Consider the following 15,268-nt stretch of genomic DNA (forward strand, 5'->3'; position numbering starts at 1 on the left):
ATGATATCACTCTAATAGCCAACCAAATAATTCTTCTACTGTCAGTTGCAATTCCCTGGCAAAAGATGGCATGGGCAATAACTGTTCCGGTTCGTCAAACACCTCCGTTGATTGAGTCGGCCGATATACAAAAACCTATTGCTCCTCTGGATCGATTAACCAACCCATTTGAGTTCCGTGTTTGAGACAATGTAAAATATTTTTAGTAACTTTAGTTTGGTTTTGGTCGGGGGAGAGGATTTCAATTGTCCAATCCGGGGCGATCGCAAACACATTTGCCACAGCACCATTTTCTTTACGAGGAATGCGCTCCCAAGTGAATACAGTCACGTCTGGAACGATCGCTCGATCGCCAAAAATGCACTGTAGTTCTGGAAATGCTCGCGCCACCTTTTGAGGTTTGAGAGCAGTATTAGCCGCGCTTGTCAACTCGCCTTGAATGACAGTATGTTCTCCTTGAGGCATCGGTTTTTGAATGATTTCACCGTCAATATACTCGCTGGCTGGTTTGGTTTCTGGCAACTTCAGAAACTCTTGGAGTGTCAAAGATTTTGGCAGGGTTTGTACCATCCGATTTTACCTATAAAATAGAGTTTGATCTGCTATTTTACCCAAAAGTACCGGACTCGTGCGATCGGCGCTCGACTGACTTCTTCCTTCGGCTATACCACCTTGCATCCTGCGGCTAATCTTGCTTCTATATATTCAGAGACAGTTTTTGAGAGAGTTGGGATTGAAATTACTTTGCCTCAGTAACGGCCACGGAGAAGACGCGATCGCCCTTCGCATCTTGCAGGAACTGCAACAGCACCCGCATCCGCCAGAATTAGCCGTGTTTCCGCTAGTGGGTGAAGGGCAAGCTTTCGCTCAACTAGAAAACGCCCGCATCATCGGCCCGGTGCAGCGAATGCCTTCGGGCGGCTTTATTTACATGGACGGGAGGGAATTTTTGCGCGATGTCAAAGGCGGCCTGCTTCAGTTGACAATCGCTCAGTTTAAAGCCATCCGCGTTTGGGCGCGATCGCAACAACAGTCAGGGAATCAAGACGGCTTTATTTTAGCCTGCGGGGATATTGTACCGCTGCTGTTTGCTTGGGTCAGCGGCGCGCCCTATGCGTTTGTCGGTACTGCCAAGTCAGAGTATTATTTGCGCGACGAGAATGGGCCTCTGGCTCGCAAATCCCGAGTCTTGGGTTGGTGGGGTTGCCCGCGATCGGTTTATTTGCCTTGGGAGCGCTGGTTGATGACTCGATCGCGCTGTCGAGCCGTTTTTGCCAGGGACGCGCTAACCGCCGAGACTTTACAAAAGCTGGGAATTCCCGCTTACAATCTCGGAAACCCGATGATGGACGGACTCGAACCGGAAAACCCCGCCGGTTTTTACGGCCCTGACGCCGAGTTTCGGGAAAGGTCGCGATCGCTCGTCATCACCTTACTGCCCGGTTCTAGAGCGCCGGAAGCCTATGCTAATTGGCTGTTAATAGTAGAGGCTGTAGCCGGAATTTTGTCGCTGTTTGCCGATCGCCAATTGTTATTTTTCGGAGCCATTTCTCCAGAGTTAAACTTAGAAGCTTTGCGACCTAGTTTAGAATTTTTCGGTTGGCGACAAGACGGGGAAACTAGAACGCAGCGGCGAGAAGGAAGTATTTTGCGACCTCCTATTTCTAGCGGTCAAGAAATTCGGAAAGAATCTCCTAATTTGCTATTGCCCTTGACATTTGTGCAGAGAAACGCCACGATGATTTTGACTCAGCAAAGTTTTAACGATTGTTTGTACGAAGCAGATTTAGCAATAGCAATGGCCGGAACTGCTACAGAACAATTTGTAGGTTTAGGAAAACCGGCGATCGCCATTCCCGGAAACGGCCCGCAATTTACTCCAGCTTTTGCAGAAGCTCAAAGTCGCCTGTTAGGCCCCTCATTAATTTTAGTCAAACATCCTGCTGAAGTTGCAGGCACCGTGCAGTCTTTGCTCCGCGACCCCGACAGGTTGCAGCTAATCGCTGAAAATGGCTTGCGGCGCATGGGAGAATCCGGTGCAGCAGCCAGAATTGCCGAGTGTTTAATTCAGCGCTTCGGCGGTGAATCCAGCAATTCTCAATTGGCTGGAATAGACTAGGGACAAAACAATGTTTTGTCCCTACCAAGTATGTTTAATTCTACTTGATTAAAAAATATTGTTCACTAACTATCTACTAATTTCCGTAGGGTGCGCCTAGGCGCACCTTACTAATACTGCATTCGCCGAAAATTTCAATTCGCCGTTTTTTCTGATGATGGAACCCAGAAATTAGCTTGAGGAATTTTAAAATCCGACTTAACCAAAACTCCCGGTTCTCGCTGCATAGGCAGCACATCTAAAGTATCCGTTTGCGCGCAATATTTTAAATCTTCAATAACACCTAAACCGAGGAGGCGCTGGCCGTGACTTGCTTTTTCCAACAATTCATGCAACCGATCTTGCCAGTGTAAATAAAGGGCAATAGCCCCAAATACTTCATCATTACCAGCAAAATCGCTCGCAGGAATACCGCTTTCTGCTAGCAGACTTTGGGCGATCGCACCAGCACAAACCGTATCTTCCAACGAATAACTCCCTTCCCAACCAGAACCAACAATCCAAATAGTTTCCGGCTGTTTATTTAACAAAAACTGCACCACAGATTTGCGGTTAATCAAAGCCGCCGTTAACACAGTTGCAGCAGCTTGCACTCGCTGCAGAGCCCGAGTACCGTTAGTTGTGCTGATAAAAATTCGCTTCCCAGCCACCTTTTCTGGCGTGCAGTCGAGGGGGGAATTCCCCATGTCAAATCCGTCAACTTTGCCGCCGCCGCGCTCTCCAGCGCGAATCCGCTTATCTGCAGGCCATTTTTCACTCTCGGCCATTAGCTTATCTAAGTCGCTGAAAACTTGGACAGCTTCCGCCCCATTATTCAGGGCCGTTGCCATTGTTGTAGTTGCCCGCAGCACATCAACTGCGATCGCGCAAGCCGGCATTTTGTCGGCTGGCGTAAGTTCCGGGGTATGGTAAATAAAAAGCTTCACTTTTGGGCTACCTGCGATAAATCCTCATCAGCAATAATAATGGAAAGTGGATAATAGAAAATAGAGTCGAGTCGTCAAAAGCAGAAAATATGTCAAAACAGCTCAATTCAAACCCCGCCCACGCCGCCATTACCGCACCAGTAGGACTCCTCGCAGGTTTCACCTATCCTTTGCGAGCTTTCACGCTGATTTTGCAAACTCCCAAGCTGTGGACTTATGTATTAGTTCCCGTGGTGCTAAATTTTATAATTGGTATTGGTCTTTATTTAAGCTTGCTATTTCCCAGTTTGGCAGGAATAGACGTTTTGGTTGCCGATTTGTCCGTCCGATTTAATACTCTAATTGCGAGTTTTCCAGCTTGGCTGAGCTTTCTCGGCGTGTTAACAGTTGCTTTCGGCTGGCTGCTGCGCGTACTCCTAGTGTCAGGACTTTTGCTGATAATTGGATTTTTGTTAGTGCAGTTTGGCGTGATTTTAGGTTCGCCCTGGTACGGCAAACTTTCCGAACAATTGGAACTGCTGCGGAACGGTCAATTGCCCGCAGAAGAACCAATGAATTTGGCGAGTAGTTTTGGGGATATTCAAAGGGCGATCGCCTTTGAACTGCGAAAACTACAAATTTTGTTTAGCGTCGGCCTACCGCTGCTGCTGCTGCATTTTGTGCCGGGCATCGGGTCTATTCTTAGCAGTTTGGGTGGCGTAGCTTTGGGCGCGACTATTGTCTGTTTGGACTTTTTAGATGCACCTTTGGAGAGGCGGAGGCGACCTTTTCAGGAGAAATTGAAGATAATTTGGGGGAGTTTGCCGGCCAGCGGCAGTTTTGGTGTAGTTTGTTTGGGTTTGGTGAGCATTCCCCTGTTGAATCTGTTGGCGATTCCGCTGTGCGTGACGGCGGGAACTTTGTTTTTTTGCGATCGCATTTGGCCGGCCAGTTTTGCCCCAGAAGAAACAAAGAGCGATGGAGAAACTAACATTACAAATTAAAAACTAGGGAGATGCTTCTTCCTTCGGCTGACTCTGGGAGTTAAGCCCCAAAAACGGGCTTAACAACAGCCAGCTAATGAAGAAAAAGGATGCTGTAAATAGCTGGACAATATCGATCGCCGACAAATATCCGTCAGATAATAGTGCAATAGTTCTATCTGTCAGCCCGAATATCCAGGAGAGAATCCCAAACAGCCAAATGCCTTTTTGGAGCATGGGCAAAAATGCTGAAACTTCGGAGTTTTGCAGCTTGTTCATTGATTTAGCCCTTGTTTGCGAAAAATCTGATTAACCTGGGCACCCCAAGGGCTTAAGGATTTTTGGTGTCTCCTCGGATTCCCTTTGTTATCTATATGTTAAGAAATGTTTCCCGATATGACAACGCGCCCTGGGAGGTATTTCCGCATCTATCTCAAGAGGTAGTCGCAGCGCTAACAAAGAGTGATATTTGCTACACTTTGGTAGGATGCGCGATCGCGATCGGGTTCTGGGCCACTCTTGCCATGAGTCCCAGGCGCTTGATATAGTGGGTCACAGGCTACGTAAAAGAGCAAAATCATAAATTATGTTATTTAACAGTATTGAATTTTTAGTATTTTTTGCGATTGTTTTCGCCATATATTATTTCCCTCCGTTGCAAAAAGTGCAGGTTCCCATCCTGATAATTGCCAGCTTTATTTTTTACAGTTGGAGCGCTCCCGCACTGTTGCTGATCCTGCTACTTTCCATTATTATCAACGCTACAGTAAGCTTTCAAGTTGCCAGAATTTCTGACAAAAAACAGCGCTTTTTTTGGGCTTTATCGGGAGTCGTTCTCAATGTATTAATTTTGAGCTTGTTTAAATACGCTGGTTTGCTAACTAACTTTGTTACTGATGTTTTTAATATATCTCGTTCCGAAGGCAGCATTGCTTATTTATTTTTAAAATTGCCTCTACCAATTGGCATTTCTTTCTACACCTTTGAAGGCATAAGTTTAATCGTAGACGTACTGACTCAAAAAAACAAAAGCGAAACCGAAGCAAACGCTTACGTCTCGCCAAACCTCACCCAACACTTGCTAAATACTTCATTTTTTATTAGCTTTTTTCCCAATTTACTGTCAGGCCCGATTTTAAAATCCAAGACTTTTTATCCCCAGATTATTCCTAAATATTTTAAAGATATTCCTTGGAGTTTCATTTTTCGCTCGCTCGTTGTCGGCTACTTCCTAAAAATGGTCATCGCCGACAACTTAAAAGACTATACCTTTTGGATCAGCTTTCCCTACTATCAAGGATTTGGAACTATTACCAACCTGACACTGCTGTTTGGCTACTCAATACAAATTTTCGCGGATTTTGCCGGTTACTCCTTAATTGCGATCGGTTTTGCAGCCGCTTTGGGCTACAAAATTCCCGACAACTTCGACTTTCCTTACATCTCTCGTTCCCTCTCCGAATTCTGGAGAAGGTGGCACATTTCCCTATCCACTTGGCTCCGAGATTATCTATACTTTCCCCTCGGCGGAAACCGCAAAGGAAAGATCAGAACTTATGTTAACTTAATGATAGTAATGACTTTAGGAGGATTATGGCATGGGGCTGCTTGGAGTTATGCAGTTTGGGGAATTTATCACGGCTTTGGTTTAGCAGTAGAACGCTTTTTTGGGTTCGACAAATCCAAAAACAAATTGCAAGAACCAAATCAAGCAAAAACCAAAACAATCTGGCAGCAATTATTATTGGACAGCCTTAGCGTTTTAGGAATTTTCTCTTTTGTTTCCGTGGGATGGCTGCTTTTCAAACTGCCTCGATTTGAAGAAGCGGTTGACTTCGTAGTTACTTTAGTTCGCAACTATAAAGTCAAGCCCGGTTGGAGTCACATTATTCCGACGCTAATTTTTTCGCTACCAGTAGTGATTTATCACATTCCCCATTTTCCCACTTGGCAAAATCGCATGAAACAGGATTCAAATAAAAACGGCCAAAAAGTCTGGAGCATTTATCAAGATTTAGCTTTAGGAATTATGCTAGCAATGATCTTTCTCAACAGCGGTAGCTCGAAACAATTTATTTATTTCCAATTCTAGAAGGTGTTCTATGTTTGTCAAATTCCAGTTACGACCAATTTTGCGCCCGGTACTAATTTTTCTGTTTATAATGACTTTTTATCAAGTGCTCGTCAGCGGCGGAGTTTTGCCTGCTTCCGACGGAGTTAGCCTGCTTCAAAATAATATTGTTAAAACTCAAAGGTATGTATATCAGGATAATTCCGATCTAAAAATGGTAATGGTAGGTAGTTCGCTAGCTGCAAACCTTAATATTAAAGACATTGGAGAGGGCGTAAAGAGCATAGCTTTGGGGGGAGGAGCGAGCCAAACAGGTTTAGAAATAGTTAAAAGAAGTAAAAGCAAGCCTCCTATTGTTTTGGTAGAAATTAACGATACTATTGTTCGCAAAATAGATACAGAATTAATTGATTCTTTGTATTATCCTATTTTTTATTGGTTACGCCAGTATCTACCGATGATGAGAGAGGAATACCGTCCGATTAGCATTTTTGTGGATTTTTTTAAAAGTCGCTCGAAGTCGAATCAAAAAGTGACGCGAGAGGCTCTAGACAAATTAGAAGGTCGATATCTTACTCCCGAATTATCGCAAAAAGCTATCCAAACGGTAGTTGATATTCAAAGTCAACCTTTGTCTGAAAAAGATGCCGAAGCTATAAAAAAAGAAGCAGATTTTATTAAAAGTCAAATCGCAGAAATCAAAAAAAATAGCGGGGCGAAAGTAGTTTTATTTGACATACCGCAAGAGTCGCGAGTTAACGCTGCAATCAGGAGAAAACAAGTCCAAGAATTGGTTAAAAAGCTGTTTCCGTCCGATCGTTTTGAGTGGCTGCCACCCCCGAAAAAGCGAGAATGGCGTACCAATGACGGGGTTCACTTGATTCGCAGCGACGCTAGTGATTTTGCTGAGTTTTTGAGAGATAAATTGCTGAGTACGGTAGCGACGGGCTCTCTTGGCACCGCGCCTAGAAAAGAAAGCTTGTAATTTATTTTGAAGTGTGTCATACTACATAATGAGCAAGTTTGGTTAAAGAACGATCGTGAGGTTGGTACTGAGGACGAAGGGTTCTCAAAGCCCCAAAAGCCACAGGACAAAACATTTGATTATCAGTATTAACCCGGCTTGATATGAGTTCAGCGTCAATAAAATCGAACAATGGCACGCTTAAATCAGATTATTGCGATCGAAAAAGGCATCAAAAGCCGCTGTGTCCAAGAACTGGCAGAAGCTCAAAAAGCTCTCCAGAAGCCCGCTGTGCTTTCTGGAATCTCCCGCACTTACCGTCCCAAAGACGAAGAAGGCGAACAACTGCCGCCCGAGTCCAAAAAAGTTGAAGTCAAAGCAGAAGAGATTATCCGCAAAACGACTGAAGTTTTGGCCAAACTCTTCGACGTAACCGCAACCAAAGATTGGACAAATTGTAGCGCTCGCGCTGACGTAACTGTAGACGGAAACGTGCTTTTGAGCCAAGTTCCCGTCAGCTATTTGCTATTTATTGAAAAACAGTTAGCAGATTTGCAAGCATTCATCAAAAAACTTCCAGTTTTAGATGCTTCCGAGACTTGGAACTTCGATGCTTCGGCAGACTGTTGGGCTACAGAACCGGTGCAAACTCTCAAGACTTTTAAAACTCCGCGCAATCACGTTAAAGCTGAAGCTACCGAGCACCATCCGGCTCAAGTCGATGTTTATTACGAAGATATTACGATCGGCTATTGGCGGACTGTCAAGTTTTCTGGAGCTTTGCCAGCACGGCGGATCAATGAGTTGCTGCAAAGGGTGGAAATCTTGCAGCAAGCTGTTATGTTCGCTCGCGAAGAAGCTAACAATTCAGAAGTTGAGGAACAGAGAGTGGGGGATCGAATTTTTCAGTTTATTTTCCGCTAATTGCTTGCTTTTTTAATAGTTATGGTTTAAGATATAAACAGAGTACAAGTTCAATCTCAACCTTCAACTTAAACCGTACAAATGTGACAGTGCAGGTTCGACTCCTGTCACTCCTACGCAAAATAGGGGGGTAGCCCAATTGGCAGAGGCAGCATTGCGTACAAATTCAACAGCAAGCTATTACTCTAAACTCAGCATTCACCGCCGATCGCTAAAACGAATGTCAGGAAAATCACATCATCGAGGTTGCTGGCTCATATCCAGCCCCCTCTACCAAACGCAGGGGGGTAGCTCAATCGGTAGAGCGCGATGCTATTAATCTTAAATCCTTGACTTAAATGTGATAGCGTGCCCAAATGGGCGGTAAATATAAACCCAGTAGTAAGGTCAGAACTGCTGGGTTTTATGCTAATAATTGATTCAATTCGTTAAATCCGTCAGTCCTGGACGTATCAAGACAGATGATTTATTGCATCAATCCTCACTGCGAACAACGCGAAAATCCTGCTGCTGCTCAAAATTGTCAGGCTTGCGGCACAGATTTGTTAATTGGCGATCGCTATCGTATCCTTAAATCAGTGCGATCGCCCAATCCCGCACGACCCACAGACATCTTTGAAGTCGAAGATTTGGGAACCGGGGAAAACGAATGGGGAACTGTCAAAATTTTAAAAGTCTTGAAACACACCCACAATCCCGATTTAGTTCGCGTGTTCAAGCAAGAAGCGCGAGTTTTGATTTGGCTGGCCGGAAAGGGATCGGTTCCCCAAGTCGAACCTGACGGTTATTTCCCAATTAAACTCCCCCATAACTTCCAGAAATTGTCTTGTTTGGTGATGGAAAAAATTACCGGAGAAAACTTGGCAGAATTCTTAACTAAAAAACAGTACGTTTCTCAAAAGCTGGCTCTTGATTGGCTGCAACAAATGACCAATATTTTGCAGGAAATCCACAAATATCATGTAGTGCATCGGGATATTAAGCCATCCAACCTGATGGTTGAAGCCAATGGGAAATTGAGATTAATTGACTTCGGCGCCGCCACAGAAGCAGACATAGAGACCGCACCCATAGGTTCTGCTGGATACGCCGCACCGGAACAAATTGCAGGTAAAGCAGGCGTGCGATCGGACTTTTTTGCCCTAGGGCGTACTTTTGTACATTTATTAACAGGCATAGAGCCGATCGACTTTCCCGTTAATGAAAAAACTGGTAAAATTAATTGGAGGAACCAGGCTGTAGATATTGACCCGTTACTGCTAGAATCGATCGACGAATTGATCGAACCGCTACCGGAAAACCGACCTGAAAATACCCAAGTTATTTTAGAAAAATTAGAAAAATTAAAAATTAACGAGGCAGACCCCCTGAAAAAGGGGGACGCAACATCGCTTCAATAAATCTCTTCCAGCCGGCGAAAATCCCGCTCAACTTCTGCCCACAAAGCTCGATTGTGAGGGTCAGTTTTCACAGCCTTTTTTAAATAAATTCTCGCCTTATCAACCTGCTTTTCTCCGATCAAATGCCGTCCCCAGCGCTGATAGGCGATCGCCTGCCACTGACGCACCTCCAAATCTTCGGGAACCCGCTGGGCCAAACCCTCAATCAACGCGATCGCCCGCGGGAACCTCTGATATTTCAGCAACTGCTGCAATTCAAAATAAGCATCTTGCTTTAACTTTTGTTCCGCAGCCGACAACTCCGCATTAGATTGAACCGCAGCCTCTTTTCGAGTCACTTTAACTGCCTGCGGTTGAGCTTTCACCCCCAGATCCGGCGGTGTAGAAGTAGGCGGCACAGTGGAATTGGCAACTTTCGACTCCGCAACATCGGGGGGGGCAATTTTCACCAGGAACTTATAAGCCTCAGTAATAGCAATAAACTTATTTTTAGCCTGTTCGTTTCCCGGATTCACATCGGGGTGATACTGTCTCGCTAACTGCCGATAAGAGGTCTTAACTTGCGATAAACTGGCACCAGACCTCAGTCCTAACTGTCGGTAATAATCTGCAATATCCATCTAGCATGAATGAGCGTTTATAATACCATTAAATATGGCAGAATCCTTAAATGTAAAGATTCTGCCAAAATTTACTGCGAACTAGGTTGTAGTCGGAAGGTGGCCCGTACTACTGAGGCGCAAAAATAACTTACGGACGATCTTCGATCACTCTGTCAATCAAGCCGTATTCTCTGGCTTCCTCAGCGGACATGAAATAGTCGCGATCCATGTCCTTCTCGATTTTCTCGATCGGCTTGCCAGTATTCTTAGCATAGATATTATTGAGTTCGTGGCGCAGCCGCAGAATTTCTTTCGCCTCAATCTGAATATCTGTTGCTTGTCCCCGCGTCCCCCCAGAAGGCTGGTGAATCATGATTCGCGAGTGAGGCAAAGCTAACCGTTTGCCTTTTGCACCGGCAGCTAACAGGAAAGAACCCATCGAAGCAGCCAAGCCCACACAAATCGTCACCACGTCCGATTTAATGTGCTGCATGGTATCAAAAATAGCCATGCCTGCCGACACCATTCCGCCTGGGGAATTGATGTACAAAATAATATCCTTACCTGAATCTTCCGAATCGAGATAGAGCATCACAGCGATGATTTGATTGGCAATTTCATCGTCAATGTCCCTTCCCAAGAAAATAATTCGTTCCCGGTACAGGCGATCGTAGATATTAATCCACTGAGTATCATAACCACCCGGCATTTTGTAGGGAACTTTTGGCACACCTATAGGCATAATTCGGAACTCCGTTTAGTTGGTAATTGGTGATCGGGCAATTGGTTAGGGTTTATTAGTTATTTTTTACTTGTTATTTCAGGTTTTTTAGTTTTTGGCTATAATGACCAATAAACAATAACTAATAACTAATAACCCATAACCGAATTAGATGACTCCTGCAGGCAGCGGTTTCGCTAATTCTTCCGAACTTTCAAGAACGCGATCGATCAAACCGTATTCTTTAGCTTCATAAGGCGTCATGTACAGCAACCGATCCATATCTTTAGTAATCTTTTCGATCGGTTGGCCAGTACAGCTTGCAAAAATATCAAGCATCGTCGCTTTATTTGCCAGCACTTCCTTAGCCCGAATTTGAATGTCGCTTGCTTGACCCCGCGTGTAAGCCTTGGGTTGGTGCAACACAATAGAAGCGTGGGGCAAACTCGCTCGAAAGCCTTTTGTACCAGCCGCTAACAGCATCGCAGACATCCCCATTGCCGAACCGAGGCAAATAGTGTGTACGGGTGGCTTAATGTACCTGATCGTATCGCAGATAGCGAAGGCTTCTGTTTCAAAGCCGACGGGTTCGCCACTGTAACCAGAAGTGCCGGTCGAGTTGATGTAGATTTTGATCGGCTTATCGGGGTCTTCGTACTGCAAGAACAACAGTTCAGCGATAATTAGTTCTGTTACCGCAGGCACCAGAGGCATCCCCAGATAAACGATCCGCTCCTTCAGCAACAGGGATGGCAAATCGGGAGGTGGCGTCCGAGAGTTCCCTTCCCCGTAGTATGGCGATTGCACAGCTTTAATTGGTGTGTTCATATAACCGAAATGTTGCCTGAACTGATGGAGCTATTCTTAAAGAAATACTAACGCAATCTTTAGGTATCCCGCATGAAAGTTAGTTTGCTCCCGATTTTAAACGACCCTAACCTAGACGCTTCTGCGCCCTCAACGCAGCGCCAGCTAGCGATTTCGGTGTCTGCGACGGCAAGCTCGATCGACTCCAGCGTACCCTTAAACCTGTGCCTGATTCTCGACCACAGCGGTTCGATGGGCGGACGCCCCTTGGAAACCGTCAAACAAGCCGCCGGACGTTTGCTCGACAGGTTGAAGCCCGGGGATCGCTTTTGCGCGGTGGCTTTCGACCACAAAGCCAAAGTCCTCGTTCCCAATCAAATTGTGGGAGATCCCAGCAGCATTAAACGGCAAATTGAGCAATTGCGCTCGGCCGGCGGCACAGCAATTGATGAGGGCATTAAGTTAGGTATTGAAGAGTTGGGCAAAGGCAAAAAAGAAGCTATATCTCAGGCGTTTCTGCTGACTGACGGCGAAAACGAACACGGCGACGACAGCCGCTGTTTGAAGTTGGCTAAATTGGCTGCCGACTACAACATGACTTTAAATTCTTTGGGATTTGGCGATAACTGGAACCAGGATATTTTGGAAAAGATTGCTGACGCTGGCGGCGGTGCTCTGGCTCATATTCAGCGTCCCGAAGATGCGGTTGACGAGTTTGGCAAACTATTTACTCGCATCCAAGGTGTAGGTTTGACTAATGCTTATTTGCTATTTTCGCTAATGCCAAAAGTACGGTTAGCCGAACTCAAACCGATCGCCCAAGTTTCCCCGGATACGATCGAATTACCGGTACAGCAAGAGGGCGATCGTTTTATGGTGCGCCTGGGAGATTTAATGAAGGATATAGAGCGAGTAGTTTTGGCTAATATTTATATTGGACAGTTGCCCGAAGGTACACAGACGATCGGGCAATTGCAAATTCGCTACGACGATCCGACTGTCGGTCAAAGTTTGCTTTCCGAGCCCGTTGCAGTTTCTGCTAATGTCTTGAAAGTTTATCAGCCGGCCTTTAATTCGACTGTGCAGAAGCACATTTTAGCTTTGGCTAAATACCGACAAACCCAACTGGCAGAAACTAGATTGCAACAGGGCGATCGAGCCGGCGCGGCGACAATGCTGCAAACTGCTGCGAAAACTGCTTTGCAAATGGGCGATAAAAGTGCCGCAACTGTGTTGCAAACTTCTGCTACTCGTTTGCAGTCTGGGGAACAATTGAGTGAAGCCGATCGCAAGAAAACTCGGATTGCTTCTAAAACTATTTTGAAGTAATTGCGCGATTTGAAATTTTAAATAATTTTAAATTTGGCGATCGAACAATTCGGTGATGCCAAATCGCATCTAAAAAAACGAAACCCGCACCCAGGCGGGTTTCAATATTATCAGTCTCGCCTGCAAAAAGCGAAAGTCAGTGTATGCCGATTGTTTCAAGCTGTGGATCGTGTAGAAGCTCGATCGTTTAGAATGTTTGTATCACCTATCAAGAGTGCTTGTATGAACCAGACAATATCTGATAAAGTACGCTGGACTACCGCCGATTTAGAACTATTGCCCGATAACGGCGATCGTTACGAAATTATTGATGGAGAGTTATTTGTGACTAGAGCACCCCATTGGGGTCATCAACAGGCTATAGGTAACCTCTACCAAGAACTTAATACTTGGTCGCGAGAGACTAATTTAGGACGAGCAGGAATCAATCCGGGTATCATTTTCACGGATGCTGATAACGTTATTCCTGATGTAGTTTGGGCCAGCAATGAACGCTTGGCTATCTTGCTAGACGAAGCCGGCCATTTAACCGCCGCACCCGAGTTAATTGTTGAAGTATTGTCCCCCGGTGCAGACAATGAAAGACGGGATAGAGATTTGAAACTCCGACTCTATTCGGTACGAGGAGTACAGGAATACTGGATTGTGAATTGGCGGTTGCAGCAAATAGAAGTTTATCGCAGGGAACAAGCAAGTTTAAGGCTCATTGCTACGCTGTTGAACGCTGATGAATTGACCTCGCCTTTGTTACCTGGTTTTAGTTGCTCTGTCGCTCGTATTTTTGCTTAGATTTATGAAACACTTTTACCGGGCGATCGGCATTTTAGGATTTGTTACCGTTTTGGGTGGCATATCCCCTGCCATTCCAGCAGAGTCAGCGCCAATACTCATCGTTCAAAATCCTGCTGAAGACTTATTTAATAGTGCTTTAGCCAAATCAGAGGCTGGAGACATTCAAGGGGCGATCGACGATTACACCGAAGCCATCCGCCTCAACCCGAACTACGCCAACGCCCACAACAAACGCGGCATCATCCACGGCCGCAATCTCAAAGATTATCAAGCAGCTAAAGCAGATTTCGATCGCGCAATTGAAATTAACCCCAACTACGGCGACGCCTACTACAACCGCGCCAGAGTCCGCGAGTTCTTAGAAGACAAACCGGGGGCGATCGCCGATTATCATAAAGCAGCCGAACTCTATCAAAAAGACGGCAATACCAACGATTATCAAGATGCCATCAAGCACATTGAAATGCTGCAAGAATAAATGGCTTTTGAAAACATAGTATAATACCTGCGATCGGCGTTCATCCGCATTCATCTGCGGTTAAACATTCCAAATCCACCATTCAAAAAATGCCCGAAACTTCCACCGTCACCGTCACCGTACCCGCCACAACCGCCAACCTGGGCCCCGGATTCGACTGCATCGGCGCCGCTTTAAGCCTCTACAACCGCTTCCAATTCTCCCGACTCGAACCCTCAGCAACCGAGAAACTAAAAATTACTGTTACGGGTGAAGAAGCAGCCAAAGTCAAGACAGACGACAGCAATCTCGCTTATCAAGCTTTTCTCAAGTTATACGATCGCCTCAACCAATCGCCGCCCCCTGTAGCGATACATATAGATATGCAAGTTGCGCTGGCTAGAGGTTTGGGGAGTTCCGCCACAGCTATTGTCGGTGGGTTAGTCGGTGCAAATGAATTAGCCGGAAAGCCTTTGAGTCAGGTGGAAGTGATGCAATTGGCGATCGAACTTGAAGGACATCCCGACAACGTTGTCCCTGCATTACTCGGAGGGTGTCGCCTCGCTGCTAGCAATACACCAAGCGGTTCCTGGGAGATTTGCGATATTCCCTGGCATCCGAATATTGTGCCCGTGGTAGCCATCCCCGATTTTGAACTGTCTACAGCCGAAGCCCGCAAAGTTTTGCCAGCAGATTACAGTAAGGCTGACGCGATTTTTAATGCTGCACACCTCGGTTTGCTAGTGCGGGCTTTGGAAACTGGGAATGAAAACTGGCTGCGCTGCGCCCTCCAAGATAAAATCCACCAACCTTATCGGCAATCTCTGATTAAGGGATATGAAGGGGTGCAACAAGCTGCCCTGAATGCAGGGGCCTATGAAATGGTGATTAGCGGTGCCGGGCCAACGCTTTTAGCTTTAACGGATGTGGCTAACGCTGTTGCGGTTGAGAAAGCGATGGCGACTGCTTGGATGGAATTTGGGGTAAAGGCTGAGGTACGTGTGATCGGTCTTGATACTCAAGGCGCGCAAGTCTCCATTTAGTTATTCCACTCCTGGACACACAACATCTATAGCAACCGCCAAGGCGGTTAGGACGCAAAACGTAAGACATTCTCTTCTCGATCGCCAGAACGTAAACAATCAAACTGATCTAGTTGTTTGCGGATGCGACTTTTTAACCAAGACTCTTCTT

The 15,268-nt window shown here is 45.7% G+C and carries 15 protein-coding genes and 1 pseudogene; 10 read left to right on the forward strand and 6 right to left on the reverse strand.

Annotated elements, in window-relative coordinates:
- Positions 1 to 6: 6 nt before the first annotated feature.
- Positions 7 to 570 (reverse strand): annotated as a pseudogene (locus tag QUA38_RS10995) (Uma2 family endonuclease).
- Positions 571 to 733: 163 nt separating this feature from the next.
- Here QUA38_RS10995 and QUA38_RS11000 point away from each other — a divergent pair.
- A complete protein-coding gene (locus QUA38_RS11000) occupies positions 734 to 2,119 on the forward strand; it encodes a lipid-A-disaccharide synthase-related protein (protein WP_333161671.1) in 1,386 nt (461 codons plus the stop codon).
- 134 nt (positions 2,120 to 2,253) lie between these two features.
- Here QUA38_RS11000 and QUA38_RS11005 read toward each other — a convergent pair whose 3' ends face one another.
- On the reverse strand, positions 2,254 to 3,045 hold the full coding sequence (locus QUA38_RS11005) for a 2-phosphosulfolactate phosphatase family protein (protein WP_333161673.1): 792 nt from the start codon (positions 3,043 to 3,045) through the stop codon (positions 2,254 to 2,256).
- A gap of 89 nt (positions 3,046 to 3,134) precedes the next feature.
- On the opposite strand from QUA38_RS11005, the gene QUA38_RS11010 reads away from it, so the two are divergent.
- Positions 3,135 to 4,028, forward strand: coding sequence for an EI24 domain-containing protein (locus QUA38_RS11010; protein ID WP_333161675.1), 894 nt, complete (start codon positions 3,135 to 3,137; stop codon positions 4,026 to 4,028).
- Between the two features lie 3 nt (positions 4,029 to 4,031).
- Here the strand turns inward: QUA38_RS11010 and QUA38_RS11015 are convergent, their stop codons facing one another.
- Positions 4,032 to 4,286: a hypothetical protein gene (locus tag QUA38_RS11015; protein WP_333073182.1), complete on the reverse strand. Its 255-nt coding sequence runs from the start codon at positions 4,284 to 4,286 to the stop codon at positions 4,032 to 4,034.
- 307 nt (positions 4,287 to 4,593) lie between these two features.
- On the opposite strand from QUA38_RS11015, the gene QUA38_RS11020 reads away from it, so the two are divergent.
- From QUA38_RS11020 to QUA38_RS11035, 4 genes are all read left to right on the forward strand, one after another.
- Positions 4,594 to 6,099: an MBOAT family O-acyltransferase gene (locus QUA38_RS11020; protein WP_333161677.1), complete on the forward strand. Its 1,506-nt coding sequence runs from the start codon at positions 4,594 to 4,596 to the stop codon at positions 6,097 to 6,099.
- Positions 6,100 to 6,109: 10 nt separating this feature from the next.
- On the forward strand, positions 6,110 to 7,063 hold the full coding sequence (locus QUA38_RS11025; protein WP_333161679.1) for a hypothetical protein: 954 nt from the start codon (positions 6,110 to 6,112) through the stop codon (positions 7,061 to 7,063).
- A gap of 171 nt (positions 7,064 to 7,234) precedes the next feature.
- On the forward strand, positions 7,235 to 7,966 hold the full coding sequence (locus tag QUA38_RS11030) for a DUF7873 family protein (RefSeq protein WP_333161681.1): 732 nt from the start codon (positions 7,235 to 7,237) through the stop codon (positions 7,964 to 7,966).
- A 461-nt stretch (positions 7,967 to 8,427) separates the two neighbouring features.
- A complete protein-coding gene (locus QUA38_RS11035; RefSeq protein ID WP_333161683.1) occupies positions 8,428 to 9,366 on the forward strand; it encodes a serine/threonine-protein kinase in 939 nt (312 codons plus the stop codon).
- Here QUA38_RS11035 and QUA38_RS11040 read toward each other — a convergent pair.
- From QUA38_RS11040 to QUA38_RS11050, 3 genes are all read right to left on the reverse strand, one after another.
- On the reverse strand, positions 9,360 to 9,986 hold the full coding sequence (locus QUA38_RS11040) for a DnaJ domain-containing protein (RefSeq protein ID WP_333161684.1): 627 nt from the start codon (positions 9,984 to 9,986) through the stop codon (positions 9,360 to 9,362). The genes QUA38_RS11035 and QUA38_RS11040 overlap by 7 nt on opposite strands.
- 130 nt (positions 9,987 to 10,116) lie before the next feature.
- Complete coding sequence (locus tag QUA38_RS11045; protein ID WP_332983122.1) at positions 10,117 to 10,710, reverse strand: ATP-dependent Clp protease proteolytic subunit; 594 nt, start codon at positions 10,708 to 10,710, stop codon at positions 10,117 to 10,119.
- A gap of 147 nt (positions 10,711 to 10,857) precedes the next feature.
- Positions 10,858 to 11,517: an ATP-dependent Clp protease proteolytic subunit gene (locus QUA38_RS11050; RefSeq protein ID WP_333161686.1), complete on the reverse strand. Its 660-nt coding sequence runs from the start codon at positions 11,515 to 11,517 to the stop codon at positions 10,858 to 10,860.
- Between the two features lie 72 nt (positions 11,518 to 11,589).
- Between QUA38_RS11050 and QUA38_RS11055 the strand changes: the two genes are divergently transcribed.
- From QUA38_RS11055 to thrB, 4 genes are all read left to right on the forward strand, one after another.
- Positions 11,590 to 12,825 (forward strand): VWA domain-containing protein, encoded by a 1,236-nt coding sequence (locus tag QUA38_RS11055; RefSeq protein WP_333161688.1) that lies wholly within the window; start codon positions 11,590 to 11,592, stop codon positions 12,823 to 12,825.
- 222 nt (positions 12,826 to 13,047) lie between these two features.
- On the forward strand, positions 13,048 to 13,614 hold the full coding sequence (locus QUA38_RS11060) for a Uma2 family endonuclease (RefSeq protein WP_333161690.1): 567 nt from the start codon (positions 13,048 to 13,050) through the stop codon (positions 13,612 to 13,614).
- 4 nt (positions 13,615 to 13,618) lie between these two features.
- Positions 13,619 to 14,095: a tetratricopeptide repeat protein gene (locus QUA38_RS11065; protein WP_333161692.1), complete on the forward strand. Its 477-nt coding sequence runs from the start codon at positions 13,619 to 13,621 to the stop codon at positions 14,093 to 14,095.
- Positions 14,096 to 14,184: 89 nt separating this feature from the next.
- Positions 14,185 to 15,117: a homoserine kinase gene (thrB, locus tag QUA38_RS11070; protein WP_333161694.1), complete on the forward strand. Its 933-nt coding sequence runs from the start codon at positions 14,185 to 14,187 to the stop codon at positions 15,115 to 15,117.
- Positions 15,118 to 15,268 lie beyond the last annotated feature (151 nt).

This window comes from Microcoleus sp. Pol12B4, from assembly GCF_036701385.1.
In the GTDB taxonomy this organism is placed as follows: Bacteria; Cyanobacteriota; Cyanobacteriia; order Cyanobacteriales; family Microcoleaceae; genus Microcoleus.

Coding starts and splice junctions, on each gene's coding strand:
- QUA38_RS11025 (WP_333161679.1), top strand. CDS start 6,110: ATGTTTGTCAAATTCCAGTTACGACCAATTTTGCGCCCGGTACTAATT.
- QUA38_RS11050 (WP_333161686.1), bottom strand. CDS start 11,517: ATGAACACACCAATTAAAGCTGTGCAATCGCCATACTACGGGGAAGGG.
- QUA38_RS11060 (WP_333161690.1), top strand. CDS start 13,048: ATGAACCAGACAATATCTGATAAAGTACGCTGGACTACCGCCGATTTA.
- QUA38_RS11015 (WP_333073182.1), bottom strand. CDS start 4,286: ATGAACAAGCTGCAAAACTCCGAAGTTTCAGCATTTTTGCCCATGCTC.
- QUA38_RS11065 (WP_333161692.1), top strand. CDS start 13,619: ATGAAACACTTTTACCGGGCGATCGGCATTTTAGGATTTGTTACCGTT.
- QUA38_RS11035 (WP_333161683.1), top strand. CDS start 8,428: ATGATTTATTGCATCAATCCTCACTGCGAACAACGCGAAAATCCTGCT.
- QUA38_RS11045 (WP_332983122.1), bottom strand. CDS start 10,710: ATGCCTATAGGTGTGCCAAAAGTTCCCTACAAAATGCCGGGTGGTTAT.
- QUA38_RS11055 (WP_333161688.1), top strand. CDS start 11,590: ATGAAAGTTAGTTTGCTCCCGATTTTAAACGACCCTAACCTAGACGCT.
- QUA38_RS11020 (WP_333161677.1), top strand. CDS start 4,594: ATGTTATTTAACAGTATTGAATTTTTAGTATTTTTTGCGATTGTTTTC.
- thrB (WP_333161694.1), top strand. CDS start 14,185: ATGCCCGAAACTTCCACCGTCACCGTCACCGTACCCGCCACAACCGCC.
- QUA38_RS11030 (WP_333161681.1), top strand. CDS start 7,235: ATGGCACGCTTAAATCAGATTATTGCGATCGAAAAAGGCATCAAAAGC.
- QUA38_RS11040 (WP_333161684.1), bottom strand. CDS start 9,986: ATGGATATTGCAGATTATTACCGACAGTTAGGACTGAGGTCTGGTGCC.
- QUA38_RS11010 (WP_333161675.1), top strand. CDS start 3,135: ATGTCAAAACAGCTCAATTCAAACCCCGCCCACGCCGCCATTACCGCA.